Raw genomic sequence first — 20,635 nt, 5'->3', positions numbered from 1 at the left:
CCACCGGGCAGGTGGTTGTGGAGGTGGGCGCTCAGGACCAGCCCCAGAACTGCAACCACCAGCCAAACCCGATCAAACCATTGGCCAACAGCAGGCAGGCGCTGCCCGACATGCGCCGCGCCAGAGAGCGGTTTTCGCGGCTCAGTCGCTTCCATCCCAGCAGCAAACTCCAGCCTGTCGCGGCCACCAACAGGCAGGCCCTGACCGGTTGCACCCATTCCAGCAGCAAACCTTCATAGCGCAGCAGTTTCACGGTGGTTGCCGACAACCCGAGAAACAGTCCCGCACCACCCAGGGGCGTGAGTGTGAGCGCCAGGGGCCAATACAGTGCACGATCACCCGCCAGTCGAGCCGTCAGACGCAAGAGAACCATTAACACGGTGCCGAGCAGCACCGAACTCAAACTCAGGTAAGTGACGATGCTGAACCCGTCGAGCCAACTGAAGCTGTCGTTGAGTTGCGGGTAATGGGTGAGCAGCCACCAGGGCGCGTTGTCTTGCAGGGCCCAGAGCTGGTCGTGTTCAACCAGCCATTGGGCGAGCGTTTGTTTGAGGGCGACGAACCAGGGGCTGACCGTCCATTGGAATGCGCCCATTGCCAGGCCGATCACACCGAACAGCAGCAAGCGAGCATCCCACGGGGATAGCGTCTGCGAAGTCGCGTGAAGAATCTCTTGATTGCCCGACCGGGCGATCAACTGGACGGCACCGCGTTGCCCGCTGCAGCGCCCACAGGCATGGCAATCACTGGCGCCTTGCAGGCGTCGGATATCGAGCAATGGTGCGCAGTTGGGTGGCGGCAGGCGTGGCGGCGCGTTTTCTATCCAGCGTTGTTCATTGACCTGGAAATGCACCGGCGCCAGGCGAGCGAGCAGCGCGAACACGCCGCTGACCGGGCACAGGTAACGGCACCAGACCCGCTTGCCTCGGGCGAACAACAACCCGACGACCACCGCAGCGACAGTCGAACCCCCCAGAATCAGCAGCGCCGCCTGAGCGTAGTCATAGACGCTGATCAACTGGCCATAGAGGGTCGTCAGGCAGAACGCCAGGGTCGGCCAGCCGCCCCAGCGCAACCAGCGCGGCACGCCCATGCCTTTGCCGTAATGGCTGGCCCATTCGCTGAGCGAGCCTTCCGGACACAGCACGCCACACCAGAGCCGACCGAACATCACGATCGACAGCAGCACGAACGGCCACCAGATCCCCCAGAACAGAAACTGTGCAAGCAAGGTCAGGTTGTCGAGCATTCGTGCCTGGCTGTCCGGCAGCGGCAGCAGCGGTGGGATCACCAGCAGCAATGCGTAAAACACCACAACCAGCCACTGCGCGGCACGAATGAACCGCGCATGGCGACGCATCCCGTCGCCCAGTCGCTGGAGCCATCGATTGTGCCAACTCAGTTCAGGCATGGGACTTTTTCCATCGTCCGTTGCCGTTGCCGTAGCCATCCGCCGACGACCAGCCAGTAACCGATCCACACCAGCAAGGTCAGGCCACTGGGGGTTGCCCGATAACCGGCAAAACCGGCCAGGAAACCACCCAGTCCATGGCTGTCGTTCAGTAAGGCGCTGCTGTCCCAGAACGCGTCGCCAATGACGCTGTAAACCTGCTCCGGCAGATCGAGGGCAAGCAGTTGGCCGCCGATTCGCTCGGTGCCACTGACCAGCAATGCGGCCCCGAGCATGAGCAGGATGACCTCGCTGATGGCAAAGAATCGTTGCCACGAAATGAACCGGCGACTGCTGTGCAGCAGGATGATGGTCAACGCCGACAGCACCAGTCCCATGGCGCCGCCGATGGCAAACAAACCAAGCTGCGGGCCTCGCAGTTGAGCGCCGGCGCCATAGAGAAACACGACCGTTTCACTGCCTTCACGACTGACCGCGAGCATCGCCAGCAGCAACAACCCCATGCCGCCTTGCCGGGCCAGATGGCTATCGGCGTGGCGCTGCAAATCCTGTTTGAGGGAGCGCCCGTGACGGTGCATCCAGCCCACCATCTGCACCATCAACAGGCTGGCAACCAGCGCGAGTGCAGCCTGGAACCATTCACTGGCCGACCCGCTCATGGCCTCGCCGGCGAACAGAATCAGCACGGCCAGCAGACACGAGAGCAGCAACCCCAGCCCCACGCCGATCCACAGGTATTTGACCAGCCGATGACCCTGGCCCTGCTGGCTGGCCCAGGCCTGGAGAATGCCGATCACCAGCAGCGCCTCGACGCTTTCGCGCCAGACGATGAACATTGATTGATTCATGAAAACTCCGTGCGCTGACAGGTTATTTCGCGAGGATGCCGCCCTCGGGCAGTTGCGGATTGAACTCGTCGAAAAACGGGTAGTGACCGGGCCTGAGCGGGTGAATGACGACAAAGGTGGTCACGCCCGGTGACATGACTTTTTCAACCCGCAACGGTGTGCTCTCGAATTCGGCTGGCCCCTGACCGTTGTTTTTCAGGACGATCTTGAATCGCTGCCCGGCCGGAACCTCCAGCAAGGCCGGCGTGAAGTGGCCATCGCGCAGGATCAGTTCGTAGCTCGGTAACTCGGCATGGGCGGTCAACGGCGCAAGGGCTCCAGCCACCAGCAGGCAGGCAACCTGCAGGCGCTTCATTCAATAGCCACCTTTTTTGCCAATGCCGGCGTAGACGAATTCGTAGTGCAGCTCGCAGCGTTCGAACCAGGGCGCGACACCGGTTTCCTTGTCGGTGTGGCGACCGAGAGAGGCGTGACCACCGGGTGGCAGGATGGTGAAGGTGAGTTGATATTTGCCCGGCCCCATCAGCTTCACATTGTCGCCGTAGTGCGGACCATCGTTGGCGACCATGGCGTGGAAATCGCCTTTGAGTTCCGGGTCGTTGCCGTGCTTTTTCAGATTGAAAGAAACGTTGAGATAGGGCACGAAACTACCTTCCTGAAAGCCCTGGCGATTATCCGCAGTGGCGCGGATGTCGGCCTCCAGATGCACATCCGAATCCGCAGTGGCGCGCATCATGCCTGCCGGTTCCATCTCGATCGGTTGCAGATAAACCGCCCCGACTTCCAGCCCCGGACACAGCTGTGGTTCGCCGATCGGGTATTCCTTGGCCTGAGCCAGTGGTACGAGCATGAGCAAAGCGAGTGTGAGAGAGGTACGCATGATTTCTTCCTGGGCGCTGACGAGTAGGAACCCGAGTCTAGGAAGGTTTGCTGCGAACAATAATGATTGCTATCAAGTTTTGAGTAATTAAAGCCTGGGGCTTTTGCGGGAGGGCAGTCACTCGATGTCGATAGCTTGATATCCATCAAGGACGACTTTGCACAGAGGCTGTAGGTTGGAAAAACGCCTCTCAATGACCGGAGATCGGCATGGCCAAGAACTTCCCCGACAACCCCAGGCACCCCGAGCGGATTTGCTGGGGATGCGACCGGTATTGTCCGGCCAAATCGTTGGCGTGCGGCAATGGCTCCGAGCGTACGATGCATCCGGCCGAGCTGTTTGGTGAAGACTGGAACGTGCCCGGCGACTGGGGTATCGAGCCCCTCATCGTCACAACCAAGGCGGCGGATGACGATATCTAGCGCAGGTCCAACCTGGTCAGACCGCAGCATTGCGTTCCATGCCCGCAACCATCTGTCATGAAATGAAAAGCCGGTGTCGTCTGATGAGAAGCGGCTCGCCAGACTGCGTCCTACAGTCCAATCAGCGCAAATCGACGCTGTACAGACTGGAGAATAAGAAAAAATGGCCAACGCCGTACGCTTCTACGAAACCGGTGGTCCCGAAGTCCTCCGTTATGAGGAGGTCGAGGTCGGCGATCCCGGTCCAGGCCAGGTTCGTCTTCGTCATGTGGCGGTGGGCCTTAATTATGCCGACACCTATTTTCGCAATGGTACTTACCCGATTCCGATGCCCAACGGCATGGGGGTTGAAGCGTCCGGTGTGGTCCAGGCCGTCGGCGAAGGGGTGACCAACGTCCAGGTGGGGGACCGCGTCACCTATACCGGTTTCCTCAACACCCTTGGCGCCTACAGCACCGAACGGCTGATCGCGGCCGCGCCGTTGATCAAGCTGCCGGAAACCATCAGTTTCGAGACCGCTGCGGCCATGACCATGCGCGGCCTGACGTCTTCGTACCTGATGCGCCGCATCTACGACTTCAAGGAAGGCGACAGCATTCTGCTGCACGCCGCCGCTGGTGGCGTCGGCCTGATCGTCTCGCAGTGGGCCAAATTGCTCGGCTTGAACGTGATCGGCACGGTTTCGACCGAGGAAAAGGCCGAAATCGCCCGGGCTCACGGTTGCGACCATACTATCAATTACAGCCATGAAGACGTCGCCGCCCGCGTTCGCGAATTGACCGATGGCGTTGGCGTCAACGTGGTGTTCGACAGCGTCGGCAAGAACACCTTCGCCGGCTCCCTGGATTCGCTCAAGCGTCGTGGCCTGATGGTGTGCGTCGGCACGGCATCCGGTCCGATCCCTGCGTTCGACCCGGTGATGCTGGCGATGAAAGGCTCGTTGTTCCTGACCCGCCCGGCCCTGGCTGACTACATCGCCGACCCTGCGGAGAAAGCCGCCCTGGCCGGTGAGTTGTTCGACCACGTCGGCAGCGGCCGGATCAAGATCGAGATCAACCAGCACTACGCCTTGCAGGATGCGGTGCAGGCTCATCGCGACCTCGAGTCGCGCAAGACCACCGGTTCGTCGATTTTCGTCATTTAAGGAGCGGCCAGCCATGAAAGTCGAACAATTGACCTGCAGCATCGGCGCCGAACTGATCGGCGTGAACCTCGCCGACGCGGTGCATGACGACGGTTTGTTTGCCGAGATTCGTGCCCAGTTGCTCAAGCACCGGGTGGTGTTCCTGCGTGATCAGGACATCACTCGCGAGGAGCACGTGGCCTTCGCTCGCCGCTTTGGTGAGTTGGAAGACCATCCGGTGGCCGGCAGCGATCCGGATCATCCGGGGCTGGTGCGGATCTACAAGAACCCGGACCAGCCGATGGACCGCTACGAAAACGCCTGGCACACCGACGCCACCTGGCGCGAGGCGCCGCCAATGGGTTGCGTGTTGCGCTGCGTGGAATGCCCGCCGGTTGGCGGCGATACCATGTGGGCCAACATGGTCGAGGCTTATGCGCGTTTGCCGGAAGACGTGAAGGTGAGGATCGCCGACCTGCGTGCCCGTCACAGCATCGAAGCGAGTTTCGGTGCGGCGATGCCGATCGAAAAACGCCTGGCGCTCAAAGCGATGTACCCGGACGCCGAACACCCGGTGGTGCGCACCCACCCGGAAACCGGCGAGAAGGTGCTGTTCGTCAACGCCTTCACCACCCACATCAGCAACTACCACACCTCTGAACGGGTGCGTTTTGGCCAGGACGCCAACCCCGGCGCCAGCGAATTGCTGCGCTACCTGATCAGCCAGGCATACATCCCCGAGTATCAGGTGCGCTGGCGCTGGAAGCCCAACAGCATCGCCATCTGGGACAACCGCAGTACCCAGCACTACGCCGTCATGGATTACCCGCCGTGCCATCGCAAGATGGAGCGCGCCGGGATCATCGGCGACAAGACCTACTGATCGACCCTTTCTGCATACGCACTCGTAAACACGCCTGCCCGGCACGATTCCGGGTGGGCGGGACAATCATAAAAAGTGCCATAAGAACTGGAGCAACCATGCAATTCTTCGACGATTCCCTGCACCCCGAAAACATGGAAAAAGTGGTCATCACCGTGGCCCCGTACGGCCCGGAATGGATGCCTGAAGATTTCCCGGAAGACATCCCGCTGACCATGGACGAGCAAGTCCAGAAAGCGGTCGATTGCTATGAAGCCGGCGCCACGGTCCTGCACCTGCATGTGCGTGAACTGGACGGCAAGGGCTCCAAGCGCCTGTCGAAGTTCAACGAGCTGATCGCCGGCGTGCGCGAAGCCGTGCCGGACATGATCATCCAGGTCGGCGGCTCGATTTCCTTCGCCCCGGAAAGTGATGGCGAAGCCGCCAAGTGGCTGTCCGACGATACCCGCCACATGCTGGCCGAGCTGACGCCAAAACCGGATCAGGTCACGGTGGCGATCAACACCACCCAGATGAACATCATGGAGTTGCTGTATCCGCAATACCTGGAAGGTACTTCGCTGGCTAATCCGTTGATCCAGGCTGCCTATAGCGAAATGACCGTACCGGCCGGCCCGGCCTGGGTTGCCGAGCACCTCAAGCGCCTGATGGACAACGACATCCAGCCGCACTTCCAGCTGACCGGCATGCATGCCCTGGAAACCCTCGAGCGCCTGGTGCGCAAGGGCATCTACAAGGGCCCGCTGAACCTGACCTGGATCGGCATCGGTGGCGGTTTCGACGGCCCGAACCCGTTCAACTTCTTCAATTTCATCCACCGCGCGCCGAACGGCTGCACCCTGACCTCCGAGTCGCTGCTCAAGAACGTCATGCCGTTCAACACCATGTCGATGGCCATGGGCATGCACCCGCGCGTGGGCAATGAAGACACTATCATTGATCACAAGGGCGATCGTTTCGGCTCGGTGGCGCAGATCCAGCAAACCGTGCGCATTGCCCATGAACTGGGTCGCGAAATCGCCACGGGCAAAGAAGCCCGCGAGATTTATCGCATCGGTGTGAAGTACGACAGCATCGAGCAGACCCTGCTGGCCAACGGTATGGCCCCCAACCGCAAGGCTGGGCAAAAGGGTGTGCCGCAACGCGGCTGACCGGCGGTCCGGACGAGGGGCCGTGACCTCTCGTCCACCGCACTGCATCACGCTTGATAACAACAATAAATAAAAGCATTGAGGAGGCTGCATGGCCTTTCACCCAATCGCCGCTGACGATGACGACGCAGGTTGCGTCGGCGTTTCGCGCCAATATGCCTGGATCGTTTTTGCATTGACGTTCGGCCTGTTGATTTCCGATTACATGTCGCGTCAGGTGCTGAACGCGGTGTTCCCGCTGCTCAAGAGCGAGTGGGCCCTGAGTGACGGCCAGCTCGGGTTGCTCAGCGGCATCGTTGCCTTGATGGTCGGCCTGCTGACATTCCCGCTGTCGCTGATGGCTGACCGCTTTGGACGAGTCAAGAGCCTGGCGCTGATGGCGCTGCTGTGGAGCCTGGCCACGCTGGGCTGCGCATTGGCGCAGGATTACCAGCAAATGTTCATTGCCCGGTTCATGGTCGGCGTCGGTGAAGCGGCTTATGGCAGCGTCGGTATCGCCGTGGTGATTTCGGTGTTTCCGAAACACATGCGCGCCACTCTGGCCAGCGCGTTCATGGCGGGCGGCATGTTCGGCTCGGTGCTGGGCATGGCGTTGGGCGGTGCCATCGCGGCCAAGCTAGGCTGGCGCTGGTCGTTCGCCGGCATGGCGTTGTTTGGCCTGGTGCTGGCGATGCTTTATCCGATCATCGTCAAGGAAGCGCGCATCGCTCCGCAACGGGTCGCCAAGGCTGTCGCGGGGGCCAAGCGTCCGCTGCGTACGCTGTGGTCCAGTCGTTCGGTGGTAGCGACCTACGTCGCCAGCGGCTTGCAGCTGTTCGTCGGTGGCACGGTGATGGTGTGGATTCCCAGCTACCTCAATCGCTACTACGACATGCCGACGGACAAAGCCGGCGCCATGGCGGCGATCATCGTGCTGTGCAGCGGTGCGGGGATGATTGTGTGCGGCATGCTCAGCGATCGGCTGTGTCGCAACTCGCCGGAACGCAAGGTCAGCCTGGCCATCGCCTTTTGCCTGGGCAGTTGCCTGCTGCTGTCGGCGGCGTTCGCACTGACGGCAGGGCCTTTGCAACTGGCACTGATTTGCCTGGGCATGCTGATTGCCACCGGCACCACCGGCCCGGCTGGCGCGATGGTCGCCAACCTGACCCATTACTCGGTCCATGGCACGGCCTTCGCCACGCTGACATTGGCCAACAACATGCTGGGACTGGCGCCGGGGCCGTTCATCACCGGAAGGGTGTCGGACCTCATCGGCCTGCATGCCGCTTTCCAACTGGTGCCATTGGTCAGCCTCGCGGCAGCGGCCGTGTTCTTTTATGCCAAGTGTCATTACCACAAAGATATTGCCCGCCTTCAGGGTCAGCGCGTGCCTGACCCCGTCAGCGAAGCCGGGTTAGAGGTGAAGTTGTGAGTCGTCGTCTACAGATTGATGTGTTTTTCGATTTTATCTGCCCTTGGTGCCTGATCGGCAAACGCCAACTGGAGCATGCGCAGGTACAGTTTCGCAGTCGCCATCCAGATGTGCAGATCAGCACGCACTGGCATGGCGTGCAGTTGCTGCCGCAGTTGCCGTTGGAAGGTGAGCCCTTCGCCGATTTCTACCGCAAGCGTCTGGGCAATGCCGATGCCATGACCATGCGCCAGGCCCAGGTACAAAAGGCTGCCGCGGCGGTTGGACTGACCATCGACCTCGGCCAGATCGAGACGATGCCCAATACCGCAGACGCCCATCGTCTGTTCGAGCGGGTCAGCGCGCTGGGCAACGCTGCCCAGAGTGAAATGTTGCTCGAGCGGCTGTTCGCCGCTTATTTCCGCAAACGCGAAAACCTTGGTTGTCGCGAGACCTTGCTCGCGATTGCCCGCTCCTGCGGCATTGATGCGCAGGCCTTGGCGGACTGCCTGATGGGCGACGCCACTCCATTTGCCGGATCACCCGAGGCGAGCAGTGGCGTACCCGGCTTTCAGTTCGATCGCCGCATGACGGTGGTAGGGGCGCAACCTGCAGAGGTGTTGCTCGGGGCCATGAGCCAGGCACTGAAAGAAAGTGATTACGAGCGGCAACCTGCATGACCCGTCGTATCCCCGTGCCTGCCGGCAAACACCCGCAGGCGGGCGGTCGTGCACTGTTCGAATTCGATGACAAAAGCCTGGTGCTGTTCAACGTCGAAGGTGACTTGTTCGCCATCGACGACAGTTGCCCGCACCAGGGCGCCTCGCTGTGTGGCGGGCGTCTTGAGGGGCGAGTGATTCAATGCTGCGCCCATGGTCTGCGCTTCGATCTGCACAGCGGTTACCTGCTCAATTCCACCGCAGTCAAAGTCGCCAACTACCCGGTCGAGATCATCGACGGTCAGGCATTCATCGTCATTGTTCCCGAGGAGGCCGCGCCATGAGCGCCATCGCTCTCACCCGTATCCACAGCCGAACGCGCGAACTGGCGCCGGGTTTTCTCGTCAGTCTGATCGTGGCGGCGGCCGCGTCCTTTTTGTCCGAGCACTACGGTGCGCCGGTGATGCTGTTTGCCCTGCTGCTGGGCATGGCCCTGAATTTTCTGGCCGGCGACGGTGCCTGCAAGGCCGGCATCGAGTTCACGGCGCGCACCGTGTTGCGCATCGGCGTGGCGCTGCTGGGCATGCGCATCACCCTTGAACAGATGGCGGCGCTGGGCTGGAAGCCCGTGGCGCTGGTGGTGATTCTGGTGGTGGTGACCATCGGCGTTTCAGTGATCGCTGCCAAGGCGCTGGGCTTTCAGCGTTTGTTCGGCATGCTCACCGGAGGAGCCACGGCAATTTGTGGTGCATCGGCCGCGTTGGCGCTGGCGGCAGCGCTGCCTAATCACCCGCAGAAAGAACGCGCGACGTTGTTCACGGTGATCGGGGTGTCGGCGCTGTCGACTCTGGCGATGATCGTGTACCCGATGATCGCCAACTGGCTGCAACTGTCGCCGCAAGTGGCCGGGGTGTTTCTCGGCGCGACCATCCACGACGTGGCCCAGGTGGTCGGTGCCGGTTACAGCATGTCGACCGAGACCGGCGATACGGCCACGGTGGTCAAGCTGATGCGGGTCGCCATGCTGCTGCCGGTGATCGTCACCGCCGCGATGATCACCCGCATGCAGGGCGCCGATCCGACCGGCAAGCGACCGCCGTTGCTGCCGTGGTTCGCCGTCGGTTTCCTGTTGTTGGCGTGCATCAACAGCACCGGGTGGATAGCCCCGGTGGTGCAGGGATCGATCAATGAGCTGTCGCGCTGGTGCCTGGTGGTGTCCATCAGTGCCCTGGGTATGAAGACCCAGCTCAAGGAACTGGCGGCGGTGGGTATCAAGCCCATTTTGTTGATGGTGGGGGAGACGGTGTTCCTCGTCGTGCTGGTGCTGTTGTTGCTGCACTGGGGCCTTTGACACCCGACGCAAAAACGCTTTTTGACAGAGGGCTGCACCGTGGTTGACTCCTCACTGTGGTGGTGTCCTCGACCGGTGTCGACAACACCGGTTTTTTTCGGTGACTGTGCCAGCAGTTGCCGTTTTTTTTGCCCGGTGTGAGCTCGCTGGGGAAGGACCAGAGGCCAGGCTTTCCGCGTCATCGTTGATCTCCATCGGTGCCTTTGCCAGCGTTGATCCATGTCGCGTCAAAGCTTGTGGGAGATTGTTGTCTGAGTACATATCCGTTTTTTCGGATGCGGCGGCTATTGGTTTCGCCCTTACGGCGAGTCACTTTGGAAAAGCCCCAAAGTAACCAAAGGGCTCTTGCCCCTTTCGTTCGGTGGCTCGCTAAGGCTCGCCATGCCCTCGCTCCGGTCCTGCTCCGTGGGCCCGCCGCCATCGGCCATCCCTGGCCGGGGGCGGCTAACCCGGCATCCATGCCGGGTTGCCCACTGCGCAGAACCTGCACTCGGCCTCTCGAGGGGGCGACTACCGCCACAGCCGCCGAGGCGGCCTGAAAGCCGACCTGGCTCATTTGCGTACGCGTTGTCCTTCTCTGCTGCGCTCACTCATTCCGGACATGTACACCGCTCCCCTGTAGGAGCCGGCTTGCTGGCGATGGCGTCCGTTCAGTCAATAAATGCGTCGACTGACCCACCGCTATCGCCAGCAAGCCGGCTCCTACACGGGATTGGGTTCACACGGTCAAAATTGTAGGAGCTGGCTTGCCGGCGATGGACGTCAACGATAACGCGGGCTGTCTGAATGAACGCGTTGTCCAGACGATTTTCGCCGGCAAGCCGGCTCCTACAGGGATCGGCGTATGCTTTTGATTTTCACCACTCATCAGGCCGAGCGTTAGCTCGCCTTCCGCTTTTGATCTGAGCGCCCCCTCGAGAGGCCGAGCGCAGGTTCTGCGCAGTGGGCAACCCGGCATGGATGCCGGGTTAGCCGCCCCCGGCCATGGATGGCCGATGGCGGCGGGCCCACGGAGCAGGACCGGAGCGAGGGTATGCCGAGCCACAGCGAGGCACCGAACGAAAGGGGCAAGAGCGCTTGGTTACTTGCCGCTTCTGCAAGTGACTCGCCGTAAGGGCGAAACCCATAGCGGCCGTTACCGCAGGAATGGATATGTACACCAGAAAGATAATCGTCGCCTGTCAAGACGCCTTCGCCGGCAAGCCAGGCTCCTACAGTAGTTCGGGAGTACATCCGGGAGTGATTGGTCGGCTGTCAGGCCGCCATCGCCGGCAAGCCGGTCTCGCTCCCACAATAGGCGCGATATCAGTAGGGTTTGGGTGGGGCAGCGTCCGTCGGGGCTTTTGCCGAACCCTGCTTTTGCACCCGCCACGTCGCCGGCGGCATACCGAACTGGCTGATGAACCACCGCGTAAACGAACTCGCCATCGAGTAGCCAAGCATGTCGGCAATGCGACCGAGCGTGTAATTCGGGTTGTCCAGATAACGCAGCACCAGGTCGCGACGCACATCGTTGATCACATCGTTGAACGCACAGCCATCATCCTTGAGGCGACGTTGCAGGGTGCGAACGTTCATGCCCTGGCTCTGCGCGACTTGCTCGATGGTAGCGCGGCCCATGGGCAGCAGCAGGTAGATGGCCTTGCGCACTTCGAACAGCATCGAAGTGCCTTGGTGGCTTTGCAGCGAATCGAGGTAGCCCTGGGCGTAGCGGGCCATGGCCGGGTCGGCATTGGGGTTGGTCATGTCCAGGCTGGCACCTGCGCAGACGATGCCGTTGAATTCACTGCCGAACTCCAGGGTGCAGCCGAACAGGCGACGGTGCAGTAGAAGGTTGTCGGGGGCCTGGTGAGTGAAATTGACGCTGTAGGGATGCCAGTGAGAGCCGAGCAGGGCGGCGCACAGTCGGAACATCACGCCGATGGCAAGCTCGGTGGCCTGTCGACTGGGCATCGGCGAATCGGTAACCACCTCTTCGCGAATGATCACCATCTTGCCGGCCTCTTCAATGAAGATGGCCAGCGAATCATTCATCAAGTGCCGGTAATGCACCACCACCTGCAAGGCATCGCGCAGCGTGCGCTGATGGCTGAGCAGCAGGCTGACCACGCCGAAGTCCGAGAGCTGGCGCGACTCGGCCATGCTCAGGCCGAAGCTCTGGCAGCCGCTGGCGGCGGCTGAATCTTCCAGCAGACGCACGGCGGCATCGATGGGGATGCGATGTTCAGGGGCTTGCAGCAGGGCTTTGCTCAAACCGACGCCGGCCAGTACATCGCGCGGGTTGAACCCCAGGTACTGAGTAACCTCCAGGTAGTTGGTCAAGACGGCGGCGCGAACAAGCTTGGGCATGCGAAGGTCTTTCCTGGGCCGGTTGCGATTCAGATGAGCGTGGCGACTATATCCAGCACATCAGCGATTGAACAGTTGCGATGTTGTCGAGGGCGCTCGCCAGTTTCTGTCCGCAATCACCTCCGTTGTCGTGGAGCAATCGACGCACACCCATTGATTACAGTGAGCTGCAGAGAACCTGTGGGGATTTTCGACCAGTGGTCGGCGCGCGCCAATACCTGGAAATCTGTCATGAAAAGAAAAGTGCCTGACGTCCAATGAAAAGCGCCTGGGGTGGGCGCTCTTTAATGTCAGTCCTACAAAAAGCCCCTGGCCACAGAGCCAGTCGAGTCATCGAGAAAGCGTAGGTGCTGAAGTGGACAAACTGCAAACTGCCGCAACCGTTCTGATCGTACCGGGCCTGCGCGAGCACGTTGCCGAACATTGGCAGACGTTGCTTGAAGCCAGGCTGAGCAAGGTACGTAGTGTGCCGCCGCAGGAGACCGACAAGCTCGATTGCAACAAGCGCGTGCAAGCGATCCAGCACGCGCTGGAGCAGATCGACGGGCCGGTGATTCTGGTCGCCCATAGCGCCGGCGTACTGATGGTCGCGCACTGGGCCGCGCAGTACCGCCGGCCGATCAAGGGCGCGCTGCTCGCCGCTCCACCTGACCTCGATGCCCCTTGGCCGTCAGGCTACCCATCGCCTGAAACCCTGCGTAGCCAGGGTTGGGATCCTCTACCCAAAGGCCCGCTGCCATTTCGCAGCCTGGTGGCCGCCAGTACCAACGACCACCTCGCCAGCCTGGACTCCGTTGCGCACCTGGCCGAAGGCTGGGGCAGCGAACTGCTCAATCTGGGCGATGTCGGTCATCTCAATCCTGCTGCCGGGTACGGGCACTGGCCGCAAGCCGAAGCCCTCATCCTCGAGCTGGATCGCTAGTTCAGGCGCCGGTTGGCTCGCGCCATCCGGCATTTGCCCTCACTCCTGAAAAACGCAAACCCCTGGAACAAGAGGGTGCGCGAGGGCGGCTGCGCTTAAAACAAATACAAAAAGGCGGAGACAACGCAATGCACAACAATAAGAGTCACGGGTTCACCGCTTCACGCTACACCTTGCTGGCCTCAGCTATTCTCGCGGCAACGGTGCCGATGGCCCATGCGGCAGAGATCGAGACAGGTAACCCGGACTGGACCGTTCGCCTGGATAACACCATCAAGTACAACTATGGCGTGCGCACCGAAAGCGCGGACAAGCGTATGTTGGGCACGCCCAACAACAACGACGGCGACTACAACTTCCGCAAGGCCGGGACCAACATCACCAACCGCGTCGACCTGTTGACCGAGATGGACGTGGTCTACCAGAACCACATGGGCTTTCGCGTCAGCGCCGCCAGTTGGTACGACAAGGCCTACGAGAACACCGGTTCCAATTCGAACCCGTTCGTCAACGGCAACGGTTCGACCTCGGGCCTGGTCGCCAACGACCCGCGCCTGGCCGGGGTCACCAATGACAACGTCGGCAACGGCAGCCCGCACCTGAGCAACTATGCCCAGCGTTACTACACCGGTCCGTCCGGTGAAATCCTCGACGCCTTCGTGTTCTACAGCACCGAAGTGGGCGAGGAGTCGATGCTGAGCTTCAAGGCTGGCCAGCACAACGTGTTCTGGGGCGAGACCATTCTCAACCCGGTGCATTCGATCAGCTACGGCCAGTCCGGCCTGGACCTGGCCAAGCTGGCCGCGTCGCCGGGCACCGAAGCCAAGGAACTGTTCGTTCCGCGCAATCAGCTGTCGATGTCCTTCACGATCAATCCCGAACTGACCGTGGCCGCCCAGTACTTTCTCGACTGGGACGCCGCACGCTTGCCGGAAGCCGGCACCTACTACGGCGGCTCCGACCTGGTCGGTTTCGGCGCGCAGTCGTTCTTGCTGGGTAACACTAATGCTGTCGTGCCTGGCAGCCCTCTGGGTTGCGGCCTGGCTCCGTGCAACGGCTTGACCAACGTGCGGCGCGGGCACGACCTGACGCCGGACAAGCGCGGCGACTGGGGCCTTATGGCCAAGTGGTCGCCAGCCTGGCTGGACGGCACCCTCGGCGTCTACTACCGCGAAACCTCGGAAATCCTCCCGCAAGCCTGGCTGGATGCCCGAGGCCTGAGCTCGGCCAACCCGAACGGCACCCGGCCGGCAGGGCAAGTGCCTGCGGTGATCAATACGCTCAACTCGCTGAGCACCGCCACCTATCAAATGGCCTATGCCGACAACATCAAGATCGTTGGCCTGAGCCTGTCCAAGGATGTGGGCGGGGTGAGCGTGGGTTCGGACCTGAACATTCGTCACAACATGCCGCTGGCCAGTATTCCGGCGGTTGTCAGCACTAACAGTCCGCTGGGTCTGGGCGCGGGTCTTGGTCTGTTGCCGGCGCGTACGGCTGCCACCGGTGTGGTTTATGACACCCCGCAGAAGGGCGACAGCATGGCCGCCACCGGCGACACCTTGCACTGGACGCTCAACGGTCTGATGACCATTGCCAAAACGCCTGTGTTCGATTCGGCAACCCTGCTTGGCGAGCTGTATTACAGCAACCTGCTCAAGCTCGATAGCAAGAATGAGGCGCTCTACAAGGGCAAGGGCACCTACCACGGTATCGACCAGCCAACCCGGGACAACTGGGGCATCGCGGTCAACTTCACACCGACCTGGTACCAGGTGTTTCCCGGTGTCGACCTCAACGCGCCGATGTCCATCAACGTCGGTCTCGATGGCGTTTCACCGGTCTCCGGTGGCGGTGCCAAAGACACCGGTAACTACGCCATCGGTCTCGGGGCCGTTGTGTACAACAAATACTTTGTCGACCTGAAGTACGTGGACTCTTTCGGCAAGACCGACAAGTGCAATGTCAGTGGTGTGAGTACCGGCCCGACCGGAGGTGACGGCGCTGCGCCGAACGCCTTTAGCGGTAACGAAAACTACGCCTGCTACGCCGGTGGCTACTCGGCCTTTTCCGGTGGTGGTGCAACGACTGAGGACCGTGGCGCCGTTTACCTGACGATGAAAACCACTTTTTGATTCAACACTGATTTGCTCAATGCAAGCAGGAGAATAACAAGATGAAATTCGCAAAAACCGTGTTGGCCGCTTCGCTGGCCATGGTCCTGGCCGCTCAGGCACAGGCCGCTGTTTCAACCCAGGACGCTGCCAAGTTGGGCAGCAGCCTGACCCTGGTGGGCGCCGAAAAGGCCGGGAACGCTGATGGTTCCATCCCCGCCTACGACGGTGGCTTGACCACGCCGCCGGCCAGTTTCAAATCCGGTGACAGCATGCGCCCGGATCCGTATGCCAGTGAAAAACCGTTGCTGGTCATCGACGGCAAAAACGTCGATCAGTACAAGGGTTTGCTCAGTGCCACCACGGTGGAACTGGCCAAGCGTTTCCCGACTTACCGTGTCGACGTATACCCGACCCACCGCACCGTTTCGCTGCCAAAAGCCATCCTCGATAACGGCGTGAAGAATGCCAGCGGCGCCAAGTCCCTCGAAGGCGGTCTGGCCATCGATAACGTGCTGCCGGGCGTGCCGTTCCCGATCCCGCAATCGGGCAGCGAAGCGATGTGGAACTTCCTGCTGCGCTATCAAGGCGTGAGCATCAACTCCAAGTACGACTCCTGGAACGTTGACTCCGCCGGCGTACCGAGCCTGGCCACCACAGGGCTGGCATTCATCTCCTACCCGATCTACGAAAACCTGGCGCAGCCGATCAGCAGCGCCGACGTGTACTACCAGATGAAGCTGTCGTACACCGGCCCTGCACGCCGGGCCGGTGAAGCGGTGATGCTCAAGGACGCCGCCAACCCGCTGCAGCAACCGCGTCGCGCCTGGCAGTACCTGCCGGGTCAGCGTCGGGTCAAACTGGCACCGAACCTGGCCTACGACACGCCTAACCCAGGCACCGCCGGCGCGGGCACCTACGACGATGTTTTCGTGTTCAACGGCGCGCTGGACCGTTACGACTGGAAGCTGGTGGGCAAGCAGGAAATGATTGTGCCGTACAACACCTACAAGCTGACCTACGCCCAGGATCCGAAGTCGCTGACCACCGCCAATCACCTGGCACCGGACTTCGTGCGCTGGGAAAAACACCGCGTCTGGGTGGTGGAGGGCAACCTCAAGGCCGGCTCCCGCCATATTTATCAGAAGCGCCGCTTCTACCTTGATGAAGACAGCTGGACCGCTCTGGCCTCGGATCAATACGACGCTCGTGGTCAGTTGTACCGTGGCTCCTTCGCCTTCCTCAGCCAGAGCTACGACAAGCAGGTCCCGGACTCCACGCCCTTCATGATTTACGACCTGGTCGGTGGTTCCTACAACATCAACGGCGTGGTCGGGCCTTATGGCGGCATCAAGTACATCGATCCGCTTTCCAAGGCCCAATGGTCTTCGGAATCCCTGGCCGGCAGCGGCATTCGCTAAGCCAACCGCAAAAAAGCGCCTACAAGGTCCACCGCTCACAAGGCGGTGGACCGTGCGCCGACGGCGTGGGCGCCAGGTTTTCCGAAGAGGACGCGGTATGTGTTCGTATAAGAATTATTTGCAGGTGGCGTTTGGCGTTGTGCTCGGCCTGTTGCAGGGCGTCACCCTTGCGGCTGATTACGTCGATGTGCTGGACCTGCCCGCCAGGGTCAGTGCCTTGGCCATCAACAGTCCGTTGTCCGGCATGGCTCGCGCCGGTGAGCGCGTGATCGCCGTCGGTCAGCGTGGCCATATTCTGTTTTCCGATGATGCCGGCAAGCACTGGCAGCAGGCAGCGGTGCCGGTCAGTGCCGATCTCACGGCGGTGAATTTTCCGACCACCACCCAAGGTTGGGCGGTGGGTAACGACGGTGTGGTGCTGCACAGCAGCGACGCCGGCGCGACCTGGCAAAAGCAGCTCGACGGCCGCCAGATCGGCGCCTTGCTGGTCAAGCATTACGCGGCATTGGCCAGTGCCGAACCGGGCAATGAACAATGGCCGTTGCTGGTTGCCGAAGGCCAGCGGTTGATCGAGCAGGGCGCAGACAAACCGCTGCTCGACACATGGTTTGCCAACGACAAAGTCGGTTATGTGGTCGGCGTGTTCAACCTGATCTTGCGCACCGAGGACGGTGGCCAGAGCTGGACGCCATTTCAGGACCGCACAGACAACCCGCAAGGTTTCCACCTCAACGCCATCGCTTCCACCGGCGACGCGTTGTACATCGCCGGCGAACAAGGCCTGTTGCTCAAATGGGATGACAACACCCAGCGCTTTACCGCTGTGCCGACGCCGTATCAAGGCAGCTTTTTCGGCGTGCTCGGCAAGCCAGGCGAAGCGCTCGTCTATGGCCTGCGCGGCAACGTCCTGCGCAGCACCGATGGCGGCCAAAACTGGACGGCACTCGATACCGGCCTGCACGTCAGCATCACCGCTGGCCTGATCGATGCCCGTGGCGATTACCGCCTGTTCACCCAGGGTGGGCAGATGCTGGTCAGCCAGGGCACGGGCGCGCAATTGCACCTGCTGCGCCAACCGGTGCCGACCCCGGTCGCCGGCGTTACCCAGTCCGCCGCTGGTGCGTTGGTGGTCGCGGGCAGCCGTGGCGCCCAGACGCTAGCCCTCGAACCCTAAGAGCGAGAACCCAGACATGGGCAATATCAAACAAGACGCCATGCCGGTAATCCGCGACCTGCGGGATTTCGACCAGCACTCCGGCAACCTCCTCGAACGGTGGGTGTTCAACTATCGGCCGCTGTTCATGCTGCTGATGGCACTGGCCACCGTGGTGTTGGGTTTCATGGCCGTGACACGCCTGGAGCTGCGCCCAAGCTTCGAAAAAATGATTCCGCAGAGCCAGCCGTACATCCAGAACTTCCTGGAAAACCGCCAGTCGCTGCGTGGCCTGGGCAACTCGGTGCGCGTGGTGGTCGAGAACACCCAGGGTGATATTTTCGACCCCGCTTACCTCGACGTACTCAAACAGGTCAACGACCAGCTGTTCCTCACCGAAGGCGTCGACCGCGCGTGGATGAAATCCCTGTGGAGCCCGGCGGTGCGCTGGACCGAAGTCACCGAGGATGGTTTCCAGGGTGGCCCGGTGATGCCCGATACCTATTCCGGTCAGCCTGAACAAATCGAGCAACTGCGCCAGAACATCTCCCGCGCCGGTCTGGTCGGCAGCCTGGTGGCCAGCGACTTCAAGTCGAGCATGCTGATCGTGCCGCTGCTGGACAAAGCCGCCGCCGGTGGTCAGCCCATCAACTATCACGCGTTCTCGCAGATGCTCGAAGAGCAGTTGCGCGACAAGATCGAATTCGCCGGCGACAGCACGGCGCGCAAATCCGGGGAAGAGGGCAAGGGCCAATACAAGGTTCGGGTAATCGGCTTCGCCAAACTGATGGGCGACCTGATCGATGGCCTGATTCAGGTGATGATGTTTTTCGGCCTGGCGGTCATCACTTCGCTGGCGATCATCTATGCCTACACCCGTTGTGTGCGCAGCACGTTGCTGGTGGTCGGCTGCTCGCTGATTGCGGTGGTCTGGCAACTGGGTATCGTCGCCTGGCTCGGTTATGCCATCGACCCGTACTCGGTGCTGGTGCCGTTTTTGATCTTCGCCATTGGTGTGTCCCACGCCGCCCAGAAGATGAACGGCATCATGCAGGACATCGCCCGAGGCACTCACAAACTGATCGCCGCGCGCTATACCTTCCGCCGCTTGTTCATCGCCGGCGTCACCGCGTTGCTGGCCGACGCCGTGGGTTTCGCGGTGCTGATGCTGATCGACATTCCGGTGATCCAGGACCTTGCGATCACCGCCAGCATCGGCGTCGCCGTGCTGATCTTCACCTCGCTGTTGCTGATGCCGGTGGCGCTGTCCTATGTCGGTGTTGGCGCCAAGGCTGCCGAACGCGCGCTGAAAATCGACACCCGTGCCGAACACCACAAGGGCTTCGGCAAACTCTGGGACCTGCTCGACCGCTTCACCACCGCCAAGTGGGCGACCGGCGCAGTATTGGTCGCCGTGTTGATGGGCATCGGCGGCTTCATGGTCAGCCTCAACCTGAAGATCGGCGATCTCGAAAGCGGTGCGCCGGAGCTGCGTGCCGACTCGCGCTACAACCGCGACAACGCCTACATCACCCAGCATTACGCGCTGTCCAGCGACCTGTTTGCGGTGATGATCAAGACTGCGCCGGAAGGCTGCCTGAACTACAAGACGCTGGTCCTTGCCGATCGTTTGGCCTGGGAGCTGCAACAGTATCCAGGCGTGCAGGCGACGACCTCGCTGGTCAACGCCGTGCGGCAGATCACTGCCGGCACCTATGAAGGAAACCCCAAGCTCAACAGCATCCAGCGCAACCAGGACGTGCTCAACTACGCCGCGCAGCAGGCCTCGGTCAACTCGCCCGAGCTGTTCAACAACAACTGCTCGCTGATGCCGGTGATCACGTTCCTCAAGGATCACAAGGCTGAAACGCTGGACGCGGTGGTGGCGATTGCCGACAAGTTCGCCAAGGAAAACAGCACCGAAGATCGTCAGTTTCTGTTGGCGGCCGGCAGCGCCGGCATCGAAGCGGCGACCAACATCGTCGTGCGCGAAGCCAATCGCACCATGTTGCTATACGTCTACGCGGCGGTGACGCTGTTTTGCCTGATCACCTTCCGCAGCTGGCGCGCCACGCTGGTGGCGCTGTTGCCGCTGGTGCTGACCTCGATCCTTTGCGAAGCGCTGATGGTCGCCATGGGTATCGGCGTAAAGGTTGCGACTTTGCCGGTGATCGCCCTCGGCGTGGGCATCGGCGTTGACTACGCCTTGTACCTGCTCAGCGTGCAACTGCACTTCCAGCGCCAGGGCTTGCCGCTGTCCCAGGCCTACCGCAATGCGGTGTCCTTCACCGGCCGGGTGGTCGGGCTGGTGGGCATCACCCTGGCGGCTGGCGTGGTGTGTTGGGTCTGGTCGCCGATCAAGTTCCAGGCCGACATGGGCATCCTGCTGACCTTCATGTTCCTGTGGAACATGCTGGGTGCGCTGGTGCTGATTCCTGCCCTGTCTTATTTCCTGTTGCGCGAACGGGCGCTGGCGCCCGGTCCTGTTGCGCAAGCCGACAACACCGAAATCTCTCAACGTCCCGGCATGCCCCATGCCCTGACCACTTCCGAGTAAGCCA

Annotated in this window: 18 protein-coding genes; 13 read left to right on the top strand and 5 right to left on the bottom strand. The window is 61.4% G+C overall.

Features of this window, described 5'->3' with window-relative positions:
* Nucleotides 1–31: 31 nt before the first annotated feature.
* From ACYZUC_RS09000 to ACYZUC_RS08985, 4 genes are read right to left on the bottom strand one after another with little or no spacing between them, the layout of a single operon-like run.
* Nucleotides 32–1,411, bottom strand: coding sequence for a 4Fe-4S binding protein (locus tag ACYZUC_RS09000; RefSeq protein ID WP_461995183.1), 1,380 nt, complete (start codon nucleotides 1,409–1,411; stop codon nucleotides 32–34).
* Entirely contained in the window at nucleotides 1,399–2,259 is an 861-nt protein-coding gene (locus tag ACYZUC_RS08995) for an FTR1 family iron permease (RefSeq protein WP_461995181.1), read from the bottom strand. Before ACYZUC_RS08995 ends, ACYZUC_RS09000 begins: the two co-directional genes overlap by 13 nt.
* 22 nt (nucleotides 2,260–2,281) lie before the next feature.
* Nucleotides 2,282–2,614, bottom strand: a complete 333-nt coding sequence (locus ACYZUC_RS08990; RefSeq protein WP_008032923.1) for a cupredoxin domain-containing protein — start codon at nucleotides 2,612–2,614, stop codon at nucleotides 2,282–2,284.
* Nucleotides 2,615–3,139 (bottom strand): iron transporter, encoded by a 525-nt coding sequence (locus tag ACYZUC_RS08985; protein WP_461995179.1) that lies wholly within the window; start codon nucleotides 3,137–3,139, stop codon nucleotides 2,615–2,617.
* A 209-nt stretch (nucleotides 3,140–3,348) separates the two neighbouring features.
* Between ACYZUC_RS08985 and ACYZUC_RS08980 the strand changes: the two genes are divergently transcribed.
* The 8 genes from ACYZUC_RS08980 to ACYZUC_RS08945 all read left to right on the top strand — a co-directional run bounded on the left by ACYZUC_RS08980 (nucleotide 3,349) and on the right by ACYZUC_RS08945 (nucleotide 10,118).
* Nucleotides 3,349–3,561 (top strand): DUF3079 domain-containing protein, encoded by a 213-nt coding sequence (locus ACYZUC_RS08980; protein WP_461995178.1) that lies wholly within the window; start codon nucleotides 3,349–3,351, stop codon nucleotides 3,559–3,561.
* A 163-nt stretch (nucleotides 3,562–3,724) separates the two neighbouring features.
* A complete protein-coding gene (locus ACYZUC_RS08975) occupies nucleotides 3,725–4,705 on the top strand; it encodes a quinone oxidoreductase family protein (RefSeq protein ID WP_461995176.1) in 981 nt (326 codons plus the stop codon).
* A 13-nt stretch (nucleotides 4,706–4,718) separates the two neighbouring features.
* A complete protein-coding gene (locus tag ACYZUC_RS08970) occupies nucleotides 4,719–5,567 on the top strand; it encodes a TauD/TfdA dioxygenase family protein (RefSeq protein ID WP_461995174.1) in 849 nt (282 codons plus the stop codon).
* A 98-nt stretch (nucleotides 5,568–5,665) separates the two neighbouring features.
* On the top strand, nucleotides 5,666–6,718 hold the full coding sequence (locus ACYZUC_RS08965) for a beta-keto acid cleavage family enzyme (RefSeq protein ID WP_008032909.1): 1,053 nt from the start codon (nucleotides 5,666–5,668) through the stop codon (nucleotides 6,716–6,718).
* 91 nt (nucleotides 6,719–6,809) lie between these two features.
* Nucleotides 6,810–8,129 (top strand): MFS transporter, encoded by a 1,320-nt coding sequence (locus tag ACYZUC_RS08960; RefSeq protein WP_461995171.1) that lies wholly within the window; start codon nucleotides 6,810–6,812, stop codon nucleotides 8,127–8,129.
* A complete protein-coding gene (locus ACYZUC_RS08955; RefSeq protein WP_461995169.1) occupies nucleotides 8,126–8,788 on the top strand; it encodes a DsbA family oxidoreductase in 663 nt (220 codons plus the stop codon). Before ACYZUC_RS08960 ends, ACYZUC_RS08955 begins: the two co-directional genes overlap by 4 nt.
* On the top strand, nucleotides 8,785–9,111 hold the full coding sequence (locus ACYZUC_RS08950; protein WP_461995167.1) for a Rieske (2Fe-2S) protein: 327 nt from the start codon (nucleotides 8,785–8,787) through the stop codon (nucleotides 9,109–9,111). The genes ACYZUC_RS08955 and ACYZUC_RS08950 overlap by 4 nt, the downstream gene beginning before the upstream one ends.
* Nucleotides 9,108–10,118, top strand: coding sequence for a YeiH family protein (locus tag ACYZUC_RS08945; protein ID WP_461995165.1), 1,011 nt, complete (start codon nucleotides 9,108–9,110; stop codon nucleotides 10,116–10,118). The genes ACYZUC_RS08950 and ACYZUC_RS08945 overlap by 4 nt, the downstream gene beginning before the upstream one ends.
* A 1,305-nt stretch (nucleotides 10,119–11,423) precedes the next feature.
* Here ACYZUC_RS08945 and ACYZUC_RS08940 read toward each other — a convergent pair.
* Nucleotides 11,424–12,467, bottom strand: coding sequence for an AraC family transcriptional regulator (locus ACYZUC_RS08940; RefSeq protein WP_461995163.1), 1,044 nt, complete (start codon nucleotides 12,465–12,467; stop codon nucleotides 11,424–11,426).
* Nucleotides 12,468–12,822: 355 nt separating this feature from the next.
* Here ACYZUC_RS08940 and ACYZUC_RS08935 point away from each other — a divergent pair, with 355 nt between their 5' ends.
* The 5 genes from ACYZUC_RS08935 (at nucleotide 12,823) to ACYZUC_RS08915 (ending at nucleotide 20,631) form a co-directional block, all read left to right on the top strand.
* The gene (locus ACYZUC_RS08935; RefSeq protein WP_461995161.1) at nucleotides 12,823–13,389 is read left to right on the top strand and encodes an RBBP9/YdeN family alpha/beta hydrolase; all 567 of its coding nucleotides are present in this window, start codon (nucleotides 12,823–12,825) and stop codon (nucleotides 13,387–13,389) included.
* Nucleotides 13,390–13,517: 128 nt separating this feature from the next.
* Entirely contained in the window at nucleotides 13,518–15,521 is a 2,004-nt protein-coding gene (locus tag ACYZUC_RS08930) for a DUF1302 domain-containing protein (RefSeq protein ID WP_192226495.1), read from the top strand.
* A gap of 41 nt (nucleotides 15,522–15,562) precedes the next feature.
* Nucleotides 15,563–16,921: a DUF1329 domain-containing protein gene (locus ACYZUC_RS08925; protein WP_461995159.1), complete on the top strand. Its 1,359-nt coding sequence runs from the start codon at nucleotides 15,563–15,565 to the stop codon at nucleotides 16,919–16,921.
* A gap of 97 nt (nucleotides 16,922–17,018) precedes the next feature.
* Nucleotides 17,019–18,095 (top strand): WD40/YVTN/BNR-like repeat-containing protein, encoded by a 1,077-nt coding sequence (locus ACYZUC_RS08920; protein WP_461995157.1) that lies wholly within the window; start codon nucleotides 17,019–17,021, stop codon nucleotides 18,093–18,095.
* Between the two features lie 16 nt (nucleotides 18,096–18,111).
* Nucleotides 18,112–20,631: an efflux RND transporter permease subunit gene (locus tag ACYZUC_RS08915; RefSeq protein ID WP_461995155.1), complete on the top strand. Its 2,520-nt coding sequence runs from the start codon at nucleotides 18,112–18,114 to the stop codon at nucleotides 20,629–20,631.
* Nucleotides 20,632–20,635 lie beyond the last annotated feature (4 nt).

The organism is Pseudomonas sp. GT1P32 (assembly GCF_054897805.1).
The sequence above is the reverse complement of the archived record's forward strand: the minus strand, read 5'-3'. Positions and strand labels throughout refer to the sequence as shown.